Annotated in this window: 16 protein-coding genes and 1 tRNA gene; 9 read left to right on the forward strand and 8 right to left on the reverse strand. The window is 52.9% G+C overall.

Annotation, left to right across the window (positions count from 1 at the left end):
* Window positions 1-76 precede the first annotated feature (76 nt).
* Window positions 77-529 carry a hypothetical protein gene (locus tag HND56_09405; protein ID QKK05891.1) on the forward strand — a complete coding sequence of 151 codons (453 nt, stop codon included), beginning with the start codon at window positions 77-79 and terminating at the stop codon, window positions 527-529.
* A 49-nt stretch (window positions 530-578) separates the two neighbouring features.
* A complete protein-coding gene (locus HND56_09410; GenBank protein ID QKK05892.1) occupies window positions 579-731 on the forward strand; it encodes a hypothetical protein in 153 nt (50 codons plus the stop codon).
* A 187-nt stretch (window positions 732-918) separates the two neighbouring features.
* Here HND56_09410 and HND56_09415 read toward each other — a convergent pair.
* From HND56_09415 to HND56_09440, 6 genes are all read right to left on the reverse strand, one after another.
* A tRNA-Arg gene (locus HND56_09415) sits at window positions 919-995 on the reverse strand.
* Between the two features lie 39 nt (window positions 996-1,034).
* A complete protein-coding gene (locus HND56_09420; GenBank protein ID QKK05893.1) occupies window positions 1,035-1,661 on the reverse strand; it encodes a nicotinate-nucleotide adenylyltransferase in 627 nt (208 codons plus the stop codon).
* Between the two features lie 2 nt (window positions 1,662-1,663).
* A complete protein-coding gene (gene putA / locus HND56_09425; GenBank protein ID QKK06615.1) occupies window positions 1,664-4,852 on the reverse strand; it encodes a bifunctional proline dehydrogenase/L-glutamate gamma-semialdehyde dehydrogenase PutA in 3,189 nt (1,062 codons plus the stop codon).
* Between the two features lie 176 nt (window positions 4,853-5,028).
* Entirely contained in the window at window positions 5,029-5,583 is a 555-nt protein-coding gene (locus HND56_09430) for a hypothetical protein (GenBank protein QKK05894.1), read from the reverse strand.
* Between the two features lie 148 nt (window positions 5,584-5,731).
* On the reverse strand, window positions 5,732-7,186 hold the full coding sequence (locus tag HND56_09435) for an AAA family ATPase (GenBank protein QKK05895.1): 1,455 nt from the start codon (window positions 7,184-7,186) through the stop codon (window positions 5,732-5,734).
* Window positions 7,187-7,664: 478 nt separating this feature from the next.
* Window positions 7,665-8,210 carry an RNA methyltransferase gene (locus HND56_09440; GenBank protein QKK05896.1) on the reverse strand — a complete coding sequence of 182 codons (546 nt, stop codon included), beginning with the start codon at window positions 8,208-8,210 and terminating at the stop codon, window positions 7,665-7,667.
* 175 nt (window positions 8,211-8,385) lie between these two features.
* Between HND56_09440 and HND56_09445 the strand changes: the two genes are divergently transcribed.
* Both HND56_09445 and HND56_09450 read left to right on the forward strand, forming a co-directional pair.
* Entirely contained in the window at window positions 8,386-8,622 is a 237-nt protein-coding gene (locus HND56_09445) for a hypothetical protein (protein QKK04155.1), read from the forward strand.
* Between the two features lie 226 nt (window positions 8,623-8,848).
* A complete protein-coding gene (locus HND56_09450; GenBank protein ID QKK06616.1) occupies window positions 8,849-9,997 on the forward strand; it encodes a class I SAM-dependent methyltransferase in 1,149 nt (382 codons plus the stop codon).
* Here HND56_09450 and HND56_09455 read toward each other — a convergent pair.
* Window positions 9,971-11,584, reverse strand: coding sequence for a sulfatase-like hydrolase/transferase (locus HND56_09455; protein ID QKK05897.1), 1,614 nt, complete (start codon window positions 11,582-11,584; stop codon window positions 9,971-9,973). The two genes, HND56_09450 and HND56_09455, sit on opposite strands and share 27 nt — an antisense overlap.
* Window positions 11,585-11,596: 12 nt before the next feature.
* Window positions 11,597-13,576: an acetoacetate--CoA ligase gene (locus HND56_09460; GenBank protein ID QKK05898.1), complete on the reverse strand. Its 1,980-nt coding sequence runs from the start codon at window positions 13,574-13,576 to the stop codon at window positions 11,597-11,599.
* A gap of 213 nt (window positions 13,577-13,789) precedes the next feature.
* On the opposite strand from HND56_09460, the gene nadA reads away from it, so the two are divergent.
* From nadA to HND56_09485, 5 genes are all read left to right on the forward strand, one after another.
* Complete coding sequence (nadA, locus tag HND56_09465) at window positions 13,790-14,854, forward strand: quinolinate synthase NadA (GenBank protein QKK05899.1); 1,065 nt, start codon at window positions 13,790-13,792, stop codon at window positions 14,852-14,854.
* 23 nt (window positions 14,855-14,877) lie between these two features.
* Window positions 14,878-16,503, forward strand: a complete 1,626-nt coding sequence (locus HND56_09470; GenBank protein QKK05900.1) for an L-aspartate oxidase — start codon at window positions 14,878-14,880, stop codon at window positions 16,501-16,503.
* On the forward strand, window positions 16,496-17,404 hold the full coding sequence (gene nadC / locus HND56_09475; GenBank protein QKK05901.1) for a carboxylating nicotinate-nucleotide diphosphorylase: 909 nt from the start codon (window positions 16,496-16,498) through the stop codon (window positions 17,402-17,404). The genes HND56_09470 and nadC overlap by 8 nt, the downstream gene beginning before the upstream one ends.
* An 84-nt stretch (window positions 17,405-17,488) precedes the next feature.
* Window positions 17,489-18,688: a hypothetical protein gene (locus HND56_09480; GenBank protein ID QKK05902.1), complete on the forward strand. Its 1,200-nt coding sequence runs from the start codon at window positions 17,489-17,491 to the stop codon at window positions 18,686-18,688.
* Window positions 18,689-18,769: 81 nt separating this feature from the next.
* Window positions 18,770-19,366, forward strand: coding sequence for a YqgE/AlgH family protein (locus HND56_09485; protein ID QKK05903.1), 597 nt, complete (start codon window positions 18,770-18,772; stop codon window positions 19,364-19,366).
* The last annotated feature ends 6 nt before the right edge of the window (window positions 19,367-19,372 follow it).

Below are 19,372 nucleotides of genomic sequence, written 5' to 3' on the forward strand. Positions count from 1 at the left end.
AAAACTATCGTAACAAGACGCGGTGCAAATAAATATGATATAATAAATATTGATTGAGCATTTCCGGAGACTTCCCATGTTGCAAAAATTTTCCCTGATGTTACTGACTGTTTTTTGTCTGTCTGTCTGCGCTGATGCAGCGGGAAGTGCGGCTTGGGCCGGTGACCGTTCACCGGGGCAGTACCAGTCTCCCGGCTGGTCGGAGGGAGAGTACCGCACATTGAACCGCTCGCCCTATCTGCCGCGGACGCAAAGCCGCGAAAGATACCAGTATCAGCCGCATCCGATTACAAATTCCGGCGAATCATGGGAAGATAAGAACAATTATTACCTGAGCCGCGAGGACGAGCGTTATCTGGACAGCTTCATGAAAACGAAGCCGCAAGTGCCGACCGTTAAACTGCCCAGCGGGCTGGCGGTGCAGCTTGTTCTTGTCAGAACGCCGTCAGGCGCAACCTGCCCTATTACGCATAAGCCGCTTTACAACACGCGCTATATGCCTGCAAAGAATCTGGTCATTCTGCCTTAAGTCAAAAAACGCAAAAGCCGCATATGACTTTCCATTCGTCATTAACCCGGTGACGATTGATTTTGACGCGATGCTTTCAAAACTGCCGAAAGAAGTGCGCGGCATTGCCAAAGCATGGGTGCATACGGGGCTGCTTAACAAGAAGAAAAAATCGAAACCTGCTTTTGAGGTTTGGAGAAGCTATCTCGGCAAACAGCAATAAAAAAAAGCCCCCGTGAAGGGGGCTGTTTTAATGGCGCGCCCGGAAGGATTGACGGCGGGGCGTACCGCCCCTTCGCCGCGTCTGCGGTTTTGCCGCCGCAAAACCTTGCCGTCGAACAAGTTTCGCAACCCATATTACGAGACACAGCCATTAAAAAAGCCCCCTTAAAATAAGGGGACTTTTTTAATGGCGCGCCCGGAAGGATTCGAACCTCCGACCTCATGGTTCGTAGCCATGCGCTCTATCCAACTGAGCTACGGGCGCGTTGTCATCCACGGAAAGTACAGAAACTGAACGAATAATTCAAGTGTTTTTTGCAGATTCCGCATCACGCTGTGCGCGGATCTCCGTTGCCGAGAGCGGATGCAGCGGAATATGCAGGATTGTCCAGCAGGGCGGGCGGGTTTCCGCCAAATCCGGTGCACGGTTTTCCGGCATCTTCATCTTGGCAAATTGTTCCGAAGCCGGACAGGGTGTCTCCGACTGCCCGGCGGGCGGGCGGTCCATCACCGCAATCGGCAGTGTTTCAAAAATACTGCGCCAGTTTTCCCATTTATGGATTTGCAGCAGATTATCCGCCCCCATCAGCCAGACGAATTTTGTGTCGGGCAGAGCTTCGCACAATATCCGCAATGTTTCTGACGTATAGCGGGTATTGATCTGCCGTTCGATGGTAACAGGAACAATTTGCGGATGGTCGCGCGTGATCTCCCGCGCGGAATTCAGCCGTTCTTCAAACGGTGCCATCCCCGCTTCGGATTTCAGCGGATTCTGCGGGCTGACCATCCACCAGACGGCATCCAGCTTCAGACGGTCCAGCGCCTCGCGACTGATATGCAGATGGCCGTCATGCGCGGGGTTGAAAGATCCGCCGAGAATGCCGACTTTGCGTCCGCGCCACTCCCCGCTATATTGTTCCAAACCGTTCATGATTATCCTGCATCATCTTCCGACAGCGAGACCAGCGTCGTATTACCGCCCGATGCCGTGGTATCAACCGTCAGCGTTTTTTCCGTCGCAAAGCGCAGCATGTAATGCGGGCCGCCCGCCTTCGGACCGGTGCCGGAAAGCCCCTGCCCGCCGAATGGCTGCACTCCGACCACCGCACCGATCATCGAGCGGTTAACGTAACAGTTCCCGACATTGGCCCGCGCCGCAATTTTGCGCATCGTATGTTCGACCCGTGTATGCACGCCTAGCGTCAGGCCAAAGCCCGTATCATTGATGGCATCAATCACTTTATTCAGGTCGCGGCTTTTATAACGGATGACATGCAGAATGCAGCCGAAATGTTCCTCCGTCAGTTGCGACAGGCTGTCGATTTCGAACGCACAAGGCGCAAGGAAACTGCCCTGTTTTGCCAGTTCGGGCGAGAGCTGCGCCCGTGTCAGCAGTTTTGCGCTTTGCTCCATTTCGTCAATATGCGCCTGCAAACCGGCACGTGCCGCATCATCAATGACAGGGCCGATATCGGTGGAGAGCAGCGCGGGATCACCCAGCACCAGCTCCTGCACCGCGCCATCCAGCATTTTGATGACTTTATCGGCGATTTCCTCCTGCAAAAACAACACGCGCAAAGCCGAGCAACGCTGCCCCGCCGATTGGAAGGCACTGATAATCACATCATCCACCACCTGTTCGGGCAGCGCACTGGAATCAACAATCATCGCATTCTGACCGCCGGTTTCCGCAATCAGCGGCACAATCGCCGCGCGCCGCGCCGCCAGTGTCTGATTAATCACCCAGCCTGTTTCCGTTGAGCCGGTCATTGCCACACCGCCGATTTCCGGCGATGCGACCAGTATCTCGCCCATCAGACGACCGGAACCCGGCACAAAAGCCAGTGCCTGTTTCGGAATACCGGCTTCATACAAAAGCTCCACCGCACGCAGCGCGATCAGCGGCGTTTGTCCCGCCGGTTTGGCAATGACGCAATTACCCGCGCCCAGTGCCGCCGTCACCTGTCCGAGGAAAATCGCCAGCGGGAAGTTCCACGGGCTGATGCACAGAAACACGCCGCGCCCCTGTAATTGTAATTGATTGCGCTCCCCCGTCGGGCCGGGCATTTCCAGCGGCGTGGAAAAATTCTTTTCCGCCTCTGCCGCATAATAACGGCAAAAATCAACGGCTTCGCGGATTTCGGCAATGCCGTCCGGCAGGGTTTTTCCGCCTTCGCGGCAGCACAGCGCCATGAATTCATCACGGTGACGTTCCAGCAGATCCCCCATCCGCGACAGGCAGGCGGCACGTTCCGCCGCAGGCGTATCGCGCCATTCAGGGAAATAAGCCTTACAAGAGGCCAGCGCATCTTTCATATCCTGTTCCGTCGCCTCACTCAGGCGTCCGATAATATTGGCGTTATTGGACGGGTCAATGACATCGCGGGCGCGTTTTTTATCAAAGCGCAGCTTGCCGTCAATGATCGGCCCTGCCGTATAGGACATTTTTTTGCTGTGTTTGGCGATACCGGCCAAGAGCGCATCCGCTATCACGGGATCGGCCAGTTCAACCCCTGCGGAATTTTGCCGCGATGCGCCATACATATTGGCAGGGAACGGAATTTTCGGGTGCGGCATAAAATCAACATTCTGCATATAGGTCAGCGGATCGCGCACAATATCCACCACCGGTACGGAATCATCCTGCAAACGGTTTACGAATGAGCTGTTCGCACCGTTTTCCAGCAAACGGCGCACCAGATAGGGCAGCAAATCCTCATGCACGCCGACAGGGGCGTAAATACGGACGGGATATTTGCCCTCCTCACCGGCAAGGCCGACGATCTGGTGATAAAGCGGCTCCCCCATGCCGTGCAGGCGCTGGAACTCAAAGCCGCCCTGATCATCACCCGTCATTTCCAGCACAGATGCCAGCGTATGGGCGTTATGGGTGGCAAATTGCGGATAAAACAAATCGCGGTTTTTCATCAGCTTTTCCGCACAGGCAAGATAGGACACATCGGTGGCATGTTTACGCGTAAAGACCGGATAGCCGGGCAGGCCGAATTCCTGCGCATGTTTGATCTCGCTGTCCCAGTAAGCGCCTTTGACAAGGCGTACCATAACCGGACGCGTATTGCCGAGTATGGCCTGCCCTTCATGCACCAGCTCGCCGAGCCAGTCGATGACGGCGGCGGCGCGTTTCTGATAGGCTTGAACTGCCAGCCCCAGACCTGTCCAGCCGGTTTGCGCAATCTCCGGATCAAGATAAACACGGGCGAAGATTTGCAGCGAGATTTCAAGACGGTCAGCCTCTTCCGCATCAACGGTCAGGCCGATTTTGTATTTGGCCGCAACCAGTGCCAGCTGTTTCAGGCTTTCCGCCAGTTCCGGCACGCAAATATCGCGCTGTGCATAGCTGTAACGCGGATGCAGCGCAGAGAGCTTGACGGAAATACCTGGCGTGGTCACAGGCGAGGCACCGTCACGGCCTTTAACCGACGCGCCGATCCCCTCAATCGCCTTTTTATAGGTCTCGAAATAGCGTGATGCATCTGCGCGGGTACGTGCGCCTTCGCCCAGCATGTCATAGGAATAGCGGTATCCCAGCGCCTCTTCCTTGCGGGCGCGTTTGATCGCTTCTTCAATCGTGCGCCCCATGACAAACTGGCGTCCCAGAATTTTCATCGCATGCAGCATCGCCTGCCGCACGACCGGCTCGCCCAGACGCGAGACCATATTGCCGACCAGATCAGCGGCCGCAGGCGGATTATCCCTGCCGCTGTCATCCGTATCAAAATTGCCGATCACCTTTCCCGTCAGCATCAGCGCCCATGTCGAGGCATTGACGAAAATATCGTCGCCTGTGCCGACATGCTTATTCCAATCGGCCTTTCCCATCTTATCACGGATCAGATTATCCGCCGTATCACTGTCGGGAATACGCAGCAGTGCCTCTGCCAGACACATCAGTGCAATCCCTTCCTGCGTGTTCAGTCCGAATTGCTGCAAAAAGCTGTCCAAGCCGCCGAAACGCTTGCGGTTTGCGCGCACATTATGCACCAGATCGGCGGCACGGCTTTTGACGCGCTCCCGCTTCTCTTCCGCAAGATCAAGTCCCGCAGCCAATTGCTGCAGCGTTTCCGTTTCATCCGCATGGTAGACCGCCCGCATCCCGTCCATCGCTTCTGTCAGGATTTTGCTCAGATCCGGCATCATCGTCCCGTCCGTTTTGCGTTGTGTCTGCATGGGATACCTCCTGTTGATAGGGCTCGTGAAGATTTGCCACGAATATATCACCGCGCTGCCTAGCGGGCAAAAGAAAAAGCCATGCCAGACAGCCTATTCAACAGGGAAACTTAGGATAAGGCAGCATGTTTCGGTATAATAGATCGGGAGGATTGTTGCGGAATATATTTTGGCGTGAAATATTCCGTCAATTTCGGATATTGGGAATAGAAATCTTTCATTTCGCTTTCCTGACCAGAGAAAATTATCACGGGATCATTATCGACCGTGCCAAGAATCTCCAGCACGGCCGAATTAAGGGCATATCGCCCATACTGATCTTCCGCTAATTTATAAGCGTCCTTTATGAACAATACCCCTCCCTTGGCCGACTCTACTTTATGCCGCGCTTTCAATACGGTATGGTCGGTATATTTTGCTGTCAGATCTTCTTTTCCGAGCACAGTAAGTTTGGGCGTTTTTACAACTCCATCACGGTAAAGCTGTGCCGTATATTCCTGTGCAGTTGCTATCGCTGTTTCTTCATCCTGCGTAGCAAAAGTCATATGACTGCACCGTCTTACAGCAGATGCGCGTACCTCGTCAGGCCATTTATCAAAATCCTGCCCAGCTTCCTCCGCACTCGCAGAACGAAACACAGACAGTAAACGTGACATAAATTTCATTATCTTTTCCTTACACGACGATCATATCTAAAATAATAATTTACATATTACTTTACAGCTACCTATCTGTCAAGAAGTAGACAAAGAAAAAGGCTGCCCGGTTTCCCGAAAGCAGCCTTCCATTCTTTAAAACGATCCGGCGTTCAAATTAACGGCCAAAACCTTTATGTGAGCGCGGCTGGAAGCCACCTGTTTTTAAAGTGTCACCCTCCGGAACAATCGGTGCCGGCGGCGTGCTTTTGTTGTCATTGGCTTTTTTGGCTTTCTCTTTATCGTCTTCTTCCATGAAGCCGATAACGCCTTTGCTGATTTTTGAGTCAACACCCGAGAGCTTGATCGATTTCACATCTTCCAATGTGATGGTCGTCAGAGCTTTTTTCAGCTCGTCCTCGGGCAGAGCGCCTTTTTTCAGCATGCCGGTTTGATCCAGGCGGAACGCCATGTGTTTTTCAGCTTTATCAACAAGGTTACGTACCTCGCGACCGTTACCGAAATGTTCTTTGGCATTGCCCATTTCACTTTTGATGATCGAAACAGCGTGTTTTTTCGCATCATCTTCCATCGTGTAGCCGCGTGTTTCCAGCATGAAGTCCATGATCTGGGACAGCTCGTCGATATTGTAATCATCAAATGTCAGATAGGTCTGGAAGCGTGATTTCAGGCCTTCATTGGCATCGATGAATTTTTTCATCGGCTCGGGATAACCGGCAACGATCACAACCAGATCATCACGCATGTTTTCCATTGCGGCAACCAGCTCGGCAATTGCTTCTTTACCGAAATCGTTACCGGCGTTGCTGATCGTCAGGGCGTATGCCTCGTCAACGAACAGAATGCCGCCTTTTGCTTTGTCGATTTGCTCACGCGTTTTCAGCGCGGTCTGGCCGACATAACCTGCAACGAGGTCGCGACGTGTCACTTCGTGAACTTTCGGCTTTTTAATGAAGCCCAGCGCGTGCAGAACTTTTGCGTATTCGCGCGCAACCGTCGTTTTACCCGTACCGGGGTTACCGGTGAAGACCAGGTGCAGGGACGGTCCGGTGTTCTCGCTGCCTTTGGCTTCCAGAACTTCGGATTTTGCGCGGATGAAACGTGCCATCGCGATATTCTGTTTCAGATCTTTCTTGACGTTATCAAGACCGACCAGCTCCAGAATGTTTTTCATGGCTGCGTTCAGCGCTTCTTCATTTTCGTGATCTTTCTCTACAGCGGATTTCAAAGAATCCGGCCACGCAGCCAGTCCTGCTTTGACCAGATTGGCCGGCAGCGACTTCACGCCGACATGCGGCAATTGGCCTGCTTCGACTTCTTCCTTATCCGGGAAGACGATTGTGTAAAGATTTCTGTCCTCGGAACCTGCCAGATCAACCGCGTAAACGGTTTTGCCGTAAGGCAGTTCATCTTCATCGGGCGCGCCGGGCATACCGGGCGGCATTCCGGGACCTTTCTGTTTCGGAGGAAGTCCGAAAATAGTAGGAAGATCGCGGTCAAATTTCTGCATACCGAAGACGGTGCCGTCTTCTTTCAGGGCAAGGCCATATACGGCGCCCGAGTCAATATCCATAACGACATGCCGTTTTACATCTTCTTTCTTGTCTACCATGACGGAGTTACTCCTTACTTTATTTGTTATTTATTAATCAGAGTAGAAACAACCTTCTTAGTGGCAGTGGCTCTCCGTTAAACTTATCAGTGTAAACTTGTCAGTTAACGTCGGGCGCAACACAAAAACCTGTTTTGTCTGCATGGTCTCGGTTGCCACATAGAGGGAATCGCCGTTACCAAAAGTTTTGTTTCTGTCATTTTACTCAAGGTTATTTTAGGTTCGATTCGCCCGAATGCAAGCTAATCAGAAATAAAAAGTTATTTTTTCGTTAATTTTGTAATTAAATTACAAAAATGTTAAAGGAATATGTCATATATAACCGCATTATGGAAATATATAAAAATCGGTATTATGTTTTCTATTTGATTCTCTCAAAACCCCTGTTTCGAAACAAAACCCTATCCGGCGAGAGAATTGTAGAATTTTCTTTCGCTTTTTTTCAGAAACAGATTATAAAGTTACTTTTTTACGGAAACTAGCCTGATGGCTTTTCTTTACCTGAACGGATAACCTGCCCACCCTGCACATGCTCCGGCAAAAACTCCGAAGGCCCGCCTGCCTTGACTCCGCGGGCAGGAAACCGGCCAAGACTAATCAAGCGGTCATACATGACGATGGCACCGGCCACGCCGACATTGACACAGAACTTCATCGGGATCTTTATAATATGGTCGCATTTCTCCACAACCGCCTCTGACAAACTGCCCCGTTCCGGCCCCAATATATATGCCGCCCTGAGCGGATGGCGGAAACTGGGCAGCTCCACAGAATCTTCCATCAGCTCAATTCCGACCAGCGCACATTTACGCGGCAGCTTCAAATCATTGATACTTTCGAAATTATAAAAGGGCAGATGGTCAAAAGCATCCGAGGTATCCGTCTGGCGAACGCTGCGGACATCAACCACCGGTGCCACCGTAAAGAAAAAACTGGCACCGAAAGAATGCGACGACCGCACCAGATTTCCGAGATTATGAGGTTTGCTGCTGCCCTCAACCCCCATGGCGAAATATCCGCGCATTCGTCCTTTCCTTCCGGCATTTATCTACTGTTGCTTTGCCCGATAATTTGAAATACCCCGGCGCGTTTGTCAAGGCGGCACGATTGCAGAGAAGACTTGTATCCCGTCTTCCTCTTCCTATAAAATAAAAGACGCTATCAACTCTGCGGCAAAAAACCTTCTAAGGATTAAGTCCATGCTTTTACTTGCGTCATTCAGCATCCTGATCTTGCTTTCCACAACCGGCCCCGCCCACGCCTATCTTGATCCGGGAACGGGCAGCCTGATCCTGCAGGCTTTGATCGCGGGCGTTGCCGCCGCGCTGGCTGCGGTAAAAATCTTCTGGCTGAAGATCACGATTTTCTTCGGCAAAATCAAAAACTCTTTCGGCGGCGCTGACAGTCCGCAGGATAACGGCGATGGCGACACGTGACGGCGCGTCTTTCCGCGACCCCGCCGGACGGGTCTTCACGCAGGACGGACGAATTTTCAGAACAGTCACCGCCTATGGCGCGGCACATTATGATGCCGCACAGGCCACCGGCCTGCCGGAAAAATGGATGGCCGCGGGCAAGCTGGTACGGACATCCGCCGCCCCTGCCGGAACCTCCCCCGACCCTGAGGCCGTTTACTGCCTTGAACATGAGCCTGTTCCCTTTATTTCCTATCCTTATGAATGGTGCTTTCACCAGTTAAAAAAGGCGGCGGTGTTTCACCTCGACCTTCAGATCGAGGCGCTGGAACATGATCTGGTCTTTTCCGATGCCAGCGCTTATAACGTACAATTCATCGGTCACAATCCTGTCTTTATTGATATTCTGTCCCTGCGTTCCTATCAGGAGGGCGAATTCTGGACAGGACATCAGCAGTTCTGCGAACAGTTCTTAAACCCGCTTTTACTGCGCCATCTGTTCGGAACGGCGCATAACGCATGGTATCGCGGCAATATGGACGGTATTCCGACACAGGAATTTTCAAAATTGCTGAAATTCCGCCATTGTCTGTCATGGAATATTCTGACCAATGTTAAGATGCTGGCTTCTCTGCAGCAATCCTCGCTGGAAAAACAGACCGACGAGCTGAAAACGCTGAACACGCGCAAGCTGAGCAAGAACGGTTATAAAAGCATTCTCGGTAATCTGCGTGACTGGATCAAAAAACTGGAACCGCGCGGAGAACGCAAAACCACATGGTCGGATTATGCGGAAGATAACAGTTATTCCTCTGACGAAGCCGCAAAGAAAACCGGTTTTATCGCCCGCTTTGCAGGAGAAGTAAAACCCGCTCTGCTGGTGGATATGGGCTGTAATACCGGCGCATTTTCAAAAGCGGCGCTGGAAAACGGCGCCGGACATGTTATCGGTTTTGATTTTGATACGCTGGCGGTCGAAGCCGCCTATCTGCGCGCCCGCGACAACAAACTGCCGCTGCTGCCCCTGCAGATGGATGCCGTAAATCCGTCACCCGCACAGGGCTGGCTGCTGAAAGAACGGCAAAATCTGGAAACACGATTAAAGGCCGATGCGCTGATCGGGCTGGCTTTCCTGCATCATCTGGTCATCGGAAAAAACATTCCTTTAGATGAGGCCGTATATTGGCTGACGGCTTTCGCACCGCAGGGCGTAATCGAATTCGTGCCGAAAAGCGACCCGATGATCACGCGCATGCTGGCACTGCGGGAAGATATTTTTCCGGATTATACGATCGAAAACTTTCGTAAGATTCTGGAAGCGCAAGGCCGTATTGTCCGTGAGGAAACCGTCTCCGCCTCGGGCCGCACGCTATTCCACTATGTCCGGAACAGTTGAAGCCGCTTCCTCTTTCAATTCTTCCAATGTAATGATTTCCCCGTAATAGGGTGTGTCGGGCACATAGCTTGAATAATAGCTTTTATCTTCCAGATAATCCGGCGCGGTGTCCGTCAGACAGGCAAAGACAAAGCGCATGATATTCACATTGCTCATGCCGTCGTAAAGATGCTGTTGGCAAGCCTCCGGCGCACGGATGGCAACCAGCGTTGAAAATCTTTCCCGGATATTGCGGTCATTCCATGTACTGCTCTGCCAATCCATCGTGAAATGGCTGCCGTGATCGCTGAACAGAACAACAATCGCTTCGGGATCGTTTTTCGTCACATATTCCGCAAATTCCAGCCCCTGTTTATTCGCACAAATGATATTATCAAGATAACCCTGAAAAAAGGCAGGCCCCTGACCGGATAACGCCTCCGCATAGCCGTGATCGAATTGCGCTTTCACGCTGCAATCACGGTTATAGGCATAGGGCGCGTGCGGCGGCACGGTATGGGCAAACAGGAAAAACGGCTGCACCGGTTTCTTCGCCGACAGATGGGTGCGTAATTTACCAAGATTTGCCCCTGTTTCGGTCAGATAGACTTTGATGGGCAGCAACCGCTTTAGAAACGCCCAAGGTGTTTGCCGCAATAAGGCATATTCATGTTCCGACAGCGAAAATTGCGGCGATGACAAACACATATCTTCCAGGCCGACGCATTTCGTCAAGGCATAGATCCCCGATTCCATCAGGGCAAAAGCATAGCCCTGATCCTTAAAATAGCGGACGGACGCATTCTCGCCCGTGACGATCGCATGCCATTTTGCACTGAATAACGGATTGCTGTTCCTATCCAGATAGGCGGCTTGCAGGGTAGAGGCCATGGAAAGATGCGTATTGGGATAATTGGCCTGCGCCTTTTTCAGCACATGGAAACCGTAGCCTTCCAATTGATTCAGGAAGACATCATTATCGTAATCAAAGACATCCTTGATCACATCGCCGCGCGGATAGCCGTCCATCGCAATCAGATAGACATTCGGCTTTTTCACAAAATCCTTATCCGTGGCAAAGGCCACCTGCACATTGTCATTATCGCCCTGATGCAATAATTTACCCGCAATGCCTGATGCGGGCAGCACAGCCAGTGCCAAAGCCAGCACCAAGGCCAGTTGATGACTGTCTTTCACGCGACTGAGCCTGAAGGCCCCCAGCCCCGCCAACAGAAACAAAAAACCGTAAACGGCATCAACGGCATGGTTGACGTTATAGCGCTCCGAGCCGTTATATTCATAACCGGCATAGGCCTGCAACAGCGGATCCAGCCGGGAGAACAGCACCCCGTATAAAAACACCGTCGGCACCAGAACACAGAAGACAAAGCACCAGCGCGCAAAACCGATTTTATAGAAGATTCCGCCCAGCAAAGCGGCCAGCAAAAAACAGACGGCAAACACCGTATGACCATAACCCAGAATGCGTCCGGTCATCACACCCCAGTTATGATCCATGAAATTCAGGAATGGCCATAAAGACACGATATATAAGGCCGACACATTCACAATCGTCCGGCGGCGGTTATTTTCCGGCTTGTCTTGCATGGATGCGGTTCCTTATTCTTGCAGTTCCGGCATGTCCTGATAGATATCCAGCGCTGCAGGATTGGCCAGCGCCTCGATATTTTTCAGCGGCCGGCCGTGGATCACGTCGCGCACGGCGAGCTCGGTAATTTTGCCGCTTTTGGTGCGCGGAATATCAGCGACTTCGATAATTTTTGCCGGAACATGACGCGGCGATGCGCCTGTGCGGATGGCGGTACGGATACGGGATTTCAGATCATCATCCAGCTTCGCCCCTTCCGCCATTACCACAAACAGCACGACACGGACATCATCATCCCAGTCCTGTCCGACGGCGATGCTTTCTTTAATCTCCGGCAATTGTTCGACCTGACGGTAAATCTCCGCCGTGCCGATGCGGACACCGCCGGGATTAAGCGTTGCGTCCGAGCGTCCGTAAATAATCAGCCCGCCATGCTCCGTCCATTGCGACCAATCGCCGTGACACCAGATATTGTCAAAGCGTGCGAAATAGGCGTCGTGATATTTCTCGCCTGTTTCGTCATTCCAGAACATCACCGGCATGGACGGGAAGGCTGTTTTGCAGACCAGTTCCCCTGCCAGTTCGCGCACCGGTTCGCCGTTTTCATCAAAAATATCGACATCCATGCCCAGACCCGGTCCCTGAATTTCGCCGCGCCAAACAGCAGAGAGCGGATTGCCCAGCACAAAGCAGGAGACAATATCCGTGCCGCCGGAAATCGAGGCGATATGAATATCCTCTTTAATATGGTCATAAATATAGTCAAAGCCTTCATGCACCAGCGGCGAGCCTGTCGAGGTGATCATCCGTACCGTGGACAGATCGTGCTTGTCTTTCGGTGACAAATCGCCCTTGCGCAGCGCATCAATGAATTTTGCCGATGTGCCGAAAATATTGCAGCCGTATTTTTCCGCAAAACCGAACAGCGCATTGCCGTCGGGGTAGAAAGGAGAGCCGTCATACAGCATTAGTGTCGCATTCGCGGACAGACCGGAGACCAGCCATTGCCACATCATCCAACCGCAAGTGGTGAAATAGAACAGTTTTTCATCTTCGCGCAGATCGCAATGCAGGCGATGTTCCTTTAAATGCTGCAGCAATGTGCCTCCTGCGCCGTGTACAATACATTTCGGCTTTCCCGTCGTGCCGGAGGAGAACATAATATAAAGCGGGTGATTGAAAGGCAGTTGCGCAAAGGCGATCTCGCCTGCCTCAAAAGGTGCAACAAAATCCGTGTAACGAACTTCCTTCTCGACAGCGATATCCTTGCCCTTGATATAATCGACCAACACCACATGTTTTAATGTCGGCAGCTTACTGACGATTTCCGCCAGTTTTTCGCGGCAATCAATGTCCTTGCCGTTATAGCTGTAGCCATCGACAGCGAACAGGACTTTCGGATCAACCTGACCGAAACGGTCAAACACGCCCTGTACCCCGAAATCGGGCGAAGCCGAGACCCAGATTGCGCCAAGGCTGGACGCCGCCAGCATCGCAATAATGGTTTCCGGCATATTGGGCATATAGCCTGCAACGCGGTCGCCTTCACCGATCCCTGCCTGTTTCAAAGCCTGCGCCGTGCGGCTGACCGCATCATAAAGCTCTTTAAAACTGACAGTTTTTTCGACGCACTCTTCGCCGCGGAAGATCAACGCCGCGCCGTTATCGCGGCGGCGCAGAAGATTTTGCGCAAAATTCAGACGGGCATCGGGGAAGAATTCCGCCTCCTGCAAATTTGCGCCGGACACAAAAGCCTCATCGCCTTTCTTTTCGGCAATGACCTCACAAAAATCCCAGACTTCCGACCAGAAAGCGCCGGTATTTTTCACCGACCAGCGCCACAGCGCCTCGTAATCAGGCAGCGTGACATTATAGTTTTTTTCGATCATGACGCGGAAGATATTCATCTGCGAGGCTGCGCTCCACTCCACATCAGGCGTCCAGAACATTTGCGGTTTTTCGCTTTCCAAAACTTTCTCCGTATTCATCATCGTCAGCCCCTTGAAAATATCTCACATGAATGTGGCTCAAGCTACTTCAGAACCGTCAAGAAATCAAGCCATCCGCAGGGGCGGAGAAAAAAGTGAAAAAACTGCTTGCAATTTATTTCTTGATATTATACTCAATTGGAGTATATAATATACTCATATGGAGAATAAATGAGTGATTCGCCCACGGCACTGCAAAAGATAAAGGAGAGGGCCATGCTGACGACCAAAGACGCGCTGAAAAAGAAAGACAATTGCACCATTCCCGCAAAAGCGGAAACCGAAACGGCACTGGCCTATACGGAAGAGGTTGCGCGCGAAACCGAGGCGCTGTATGAGCGCGTTGCAAAAGTTATCACCCGCGCCGAATGGCCTGCCTTTGCGCCCTATATCTATGAAATCAACAAACTGAAGAAAGAAAAAAATGCGGTTATTCTGGCGCATAACTATATGACGCCGGAGATTTTCCACTGCATTTCCGATTTCGCAGGCGACTCTCTGCAACTGGCGCAGCAGGCCGCAAAAACCGATGCGCAGGTTATTATTCAGGCCGGTGTCCATTTCATGGCCGAGACCTCGAAAATCCTCAGCCCCGAGAAAACCGTGCTGATCCCCGATATGGAGGCAGGCTGCTCACTGGCGGCATCCATTACGGCGGCGGATGTTGAGCTCTTGCGCGAAAAATATCCCGGTGTACCGATTGTCACCTATGTCAACACCTCTGCCGAGGTGAAGGCGGCATCCGATATTTGCTGCACCTCCTCCAATGCTTTGGCGGTTGTGGAATCTTTTGACAGTGATGAAATCCTGATGATCCCCGACCAGTATCTGGCACGGAATATCGCCAAACAGACAAAAAAGAAAATCCATACCTATGCCGGAAGCTGTGAAGTGCATGAACGCTTTACGCCCGACAGCATCCGCCAGTTCCGCAAGGCCTGGCCCGATGCCGTTATTCTGGCGCATCCGGAATGCCCGCCCGAAGTTGTCGAACTTTGCGATTTCGCAGGCTCAACCAAAGCGATGAGCGATTACGTGACCGACAAACAGCCCGGTCGCGTGGTGATGATTACCGAATGTTCGATGTCCGACAATGTCGCCGTCAACAATCCCGGTGTGGAATTTGTCCGCCCCTGCAATATGTGTCCGCATATGAAACGGATTACGCTGCCGAAAATCCTCGATTGCCTGAAAAACATGTCGGGCGAGGTGACGGTTGACCCTGCCGTTGCGGCACGTGCCAAGCTTTCCGTTGAACGGATGCTGGCTGTAACGGCTTAAACTTTAAAGATGGTGAGGACACCATGGTAAAAAACAGCAAAATACAAATTGAAGAAAGCTCAGGAACCGTCATCGTTGGTGCGGGCGCGGCAGGATTATTCGCCGCATTGACGCTGGCCAAAGCCGGACGCAAGGTCACAGTATTAAGTGAAGCGGAACTGAACGGCATTTGTGCCAGTTGCTGGGCACAGGGCGGGATTGCCGCCGCTGTTGCCAAGGAAGACAGCGCCGCCGCCCATACGCGCGACACGCTGAAAGCCGGCGCAGGTACATCTGATAAAAATGTCACGACCGCATTAACGCGTGACGCGCCCGCATATATCAAATTACTGGAAAGCTATGGTGTCGATTTCAAACATGATCCCGCGACAGGTGAATTTGCTTTAAACCATGAAGCCTGCCACAGCCGCCGCCGCGTTTTGCGTGCCAAAGCCGGTGACGGTTTCGGCAAGGAATTGATGCGTGCCCTGACCACCGCCGCGGCAAAGGAAAAAAATATCCGCTTTGTCGCCTTTCAAAGCGCGGTCGCATTGGTGCGTGAATATACGCAAACTCATGGCGCACTCTCCGGCATTCTGGCCTATGACAGCAAGACGGAAGATTTAAGTCTGTTCCCCGCCGCTGCCGTTATTCTGGCAACAGGCGGTATCGGCGCGCTGTATTCGCATACGACCAATCCGAATTTTGCAACAGGCCGCGGCATTGCCATGGCGGCACGCGCAGGCGCGGTCTTGGCCGATATGGAATTCGTGCAGTTTCACCCGACGGCGCTGGCTTTGGGGCGTGACCCCGCCCCGCTGGCAACGGAAGCTTTGCGCGGTGAAGGTGCGCTTTTAATCACTGAAGACGGCAAACGCTTTATGCCCGACCAGCATCCGATGGCGGAACTTGCCCCGCGCGATATCGTCAGCCGCGCCGTTTTTGCGGAGCTGAGCCGCGGGCAGCGCGTCTTTCTGGATTGCCGCAACATCAACACGCAGGAATTCCCCGCCTTGCGCGATGCCTGCATGACGGCAGGGCTGGACCCGCAACATGTTCCCGTCCCCGTTCATCCCGCCGCGCATTATCATATGGGCGGGATCGCCAGCGATGCCAATGGACGCAGCAGCCTGTCAGGCTTATGGGTTTGCGGCGAGGTCGCCTCGACCGGACTGCATGGCGCCAACCGTCTTGCCAGTAATTCTTTAATGGAAGCGGTTGTCATGGGTGGACGCGCCGCAGCGGATATCCATCAGTTTCTGGAAAAAATGCCGGAAACAAAGATGTTGCGCGTACCTGATTACTGCCGCGAGATTGCCAAAAAATATGTACCGCTGAATGACCGCGATCTGGTTGTTACCCGCGCCCGCACAGAGCTGCGCGAAGTGATGACACGTCTGGTCGGTGTTGCCCGCCATGAAAGCGGTTTAAAACAGGCCATCGATATTTTCCGCAAACTGGAAACCGTTGCTGCGCTCGCCGATGCGGCGCTGGTGGCACGATTGGTCGCGACAGCCGCATTGCAACGGCGTGAAAGCCGCGGCGGTCATTTCCGCCTCGATTATCCCGGCGACAGCGCGGTCTGGAAACACCGCAGCTATATTACTTTGAAAGAAGCCGATCTGCCGCTTGCCGAAAGCGCAGAGGTGAAGGAGAAAGTCTATGCCTGAGAAAACAGCGAATATCACAGCCCTGCATACGGAACCTGTCATCGGAAGCCGCTTTACCCTGCCCGATCTGCTGGTGAAAAAACTGGTGGAAGAGGCGCTTGCCGAAGACCTCGGGCGGCTGGGTGATATCACCAGTCAGGCCGTTATTCCCGAAACCGCCACCGCAACCGTGCTGATGCATGCGCGTGAAGACGGTGTTGTTGCCGGACTGGAATTCGCAAAACAGGCTTTTCTGGCGCTTGACCCGTCATTGGAAATTACCTTATTGGCGAAAGACGGGGATTCGATCTCTCAAATGAGCGAATTGATGCGTGTCCGCGGCAATGCCCGCGCCATCCTCTCGGCAGAGCGCGTTGCGCTGAATTTTGCCGGAAAACTGTCAGGCATCGCCACCAAAACGGCGGCATTTGTCGCGGCAGCCGGCGCGCATAAAGCGCGTATCTGTTCCACCCGCAAAACAACACCCGGCCTGCGTATGGCGGAAAAATATGCTGTACGCATGGGCGGCGGCATGAATCACCGCCTTGGTCTGGATGACGCCATTTTGATCAAAGACAATCATATCGCCATTGCCGGCGGTATCCATCCCGCGCTGAATGCGGCAAGAGAGGCTGCGGGGCATATGGTCAAAATCGAGATCGAAGTTGATACGCTGGCGCAGCTGGAGGAAGTACTGGAAAACGGCAGCGCCAATATCGTTATGCTGGATAATATGCCGCCTGAAATGCTGAAAACCGCGGTGAATATGATCGGCGGACGCCTGCTGACCGAAGCTTCCGGCGGCGTGACGCTGGAGCGTGTCGGCGCAATCGCCGCCAGCGGTGTTGACCTGATTTCCGTCGGCGGCTTGACGCATAGCGCCCGCTGTCTTGACATCGGACTGGATTTTTCCGCGGAATAACGGCGTTTACGCCATTTATTTTTTGCAAAAACCATGTTATAAATGACGCCGGTTCTATCAATATTCAGGAGGCGTCGTTTTCAAGTGACAAATTTTTGCGCAAAGCTGACTGCCGTTTTCACACTGCTTCTGACCATGTTTGCGCTGGGCGTATTTCCGGCCAAGACAGCCGCCGCAGCCAATGCCAAGCCGCTGGCCCCCGCCACATCCTCATGGCCTGTTAAACAGGTTGTTTTAGATGATGCGCCGCCTTACTGCACCATGCGCAATGATTTCCCCGCCGCCAATGTCTCGCTGATCTTCTCCCGTGACGGTGAAGATAACATGTCGCTGGCGATTGATTTTTACGAGGATTTGCTGGAAACGGGCGCCAAATATTCCCTGAATATGGTCATCGCCGGCCAAGCGCAGCGCTCGATTGTGTCCGATGCCGTCTCCCCGCGTATTATGGTTGCGCAAATGGGGCAGGATTTCGGTTTTCTTGACAGTTTCGCACGCGGCAGCACGCTGCGTATCCGCACACCGGGTGCCCATCTGCATTTCGCGCTGGAAGGCACGATGCAAAGCACCAAGGATTTTGACGACTGCACACATGCACTGCATGATACGCCCCCCGCCCCTGCAGAAACAGCCGCCGCCATACAGCATGAGACAATCGCCAGTGAATTGCCGCAGCGCAAACCCGCCGTAAAATTCACCGCTGCCGCACCGCTGCCGCAGGAGCAAGTCGCCCGCCGCGAAGCCGTGCCGCCGCGCGAATTCGCGACTGCCCGTCCTGATGTCCAGCCTGCCATCGTGCAAAATCAAAATACCCTTGCCGCTGCCTCACCGCAGGCGGTTCAGGCACAGCCCCGTGATCCGCTGGAAACATTGCTGCAATCGGCGCTGGAAATTTCTTCGCTGAACACCATGCATAAAAACGAAGGCATTTATTCCTGGCGGCAGAAAAAACTGTTCGGCAATGCCCAGATTTTCAACTGGCCCAAAAGCAAAAGCTTCATGGATATGGTCAAGCAATATCTGGCACGCGCCAAAGCACGCTGCGGGGGAGATTACGCTTTTAACACCGCCGATGCGCTGGCGCTATCCGGCGGGCATATCTATGTCAGCGGCAATATTGCCTGTATCGGCGACGGGCTGGACAGTGCCGCCGCGCTCTTTTTCCACGGGCATGACAACAGATTCACCGTCATCAGCCATGAGGGCCGCAGCGCCGACCTGCCCAATGCCATCGCCATGCGTGATCGTTTGTCCGCCTATGTCGTGCAAACGCAAACCCGTTAAAGCAAGTTAAAGGTTTTTTCACATGACATGTGCTAAAATGTGATGACAGGCAAGGTAATACCGGAAGGTTTCAAATTGGGTATGGATGATATCAAAAAAACGGACGACAGCGCAGCGGAAGGTTATCTGACCGGGCGGTTATTATTGGCAACACCCGTCTTGCGCGACAGCGGTTTTGAAAAAAGCGTTGTCTATATCTGTTCGCATGATGCGCGCGGCGCGATGGGGATTGTCGTCAACCAGCCGCTGAAACTTGTGGAATTCCGCGACATTCTAACCCAGCTGAAACTGGACGGCATTGAAATCGACCCCGGCCTTTTGCCCGATGTGCATTTCGGCGGCCCTGTTGAAATGACACGCGGCTTTGTCCTGCATTCCACCGACCATGTCCATCAGGACACGGTTGTGCTGGACAAAAATGTCGGCATTACCGCCACCATAGAAATTCTACAGGATATCGTCATGGGCTGTGGCCCCAAGAACAGCATTTTCGCCCTCGGCTATGCCGGATGGGGCGAAGGCCAGCTGGAACAGGAGCTGCAATCAAATGCCTGGTTATCGATCGAGGCCGATCCCTCTTTGATTTTCGATACCAAAACCCATGACAAATGGGAAAAAGCGCTGGAAATTCTCGGTGTTTCACCTGCACAGCTATCCAGTATTACCGGACACGCCTAAGCCACG

The sequence above is a fragment of the Pseudomonadota bacterium genome (assembly GCA_013285465.1).
GTDB lineage: Bacteria > Pseudomonadota > Alphaproteobacteria > Micavibrionales > CSBR16-224 > CSBR16-224.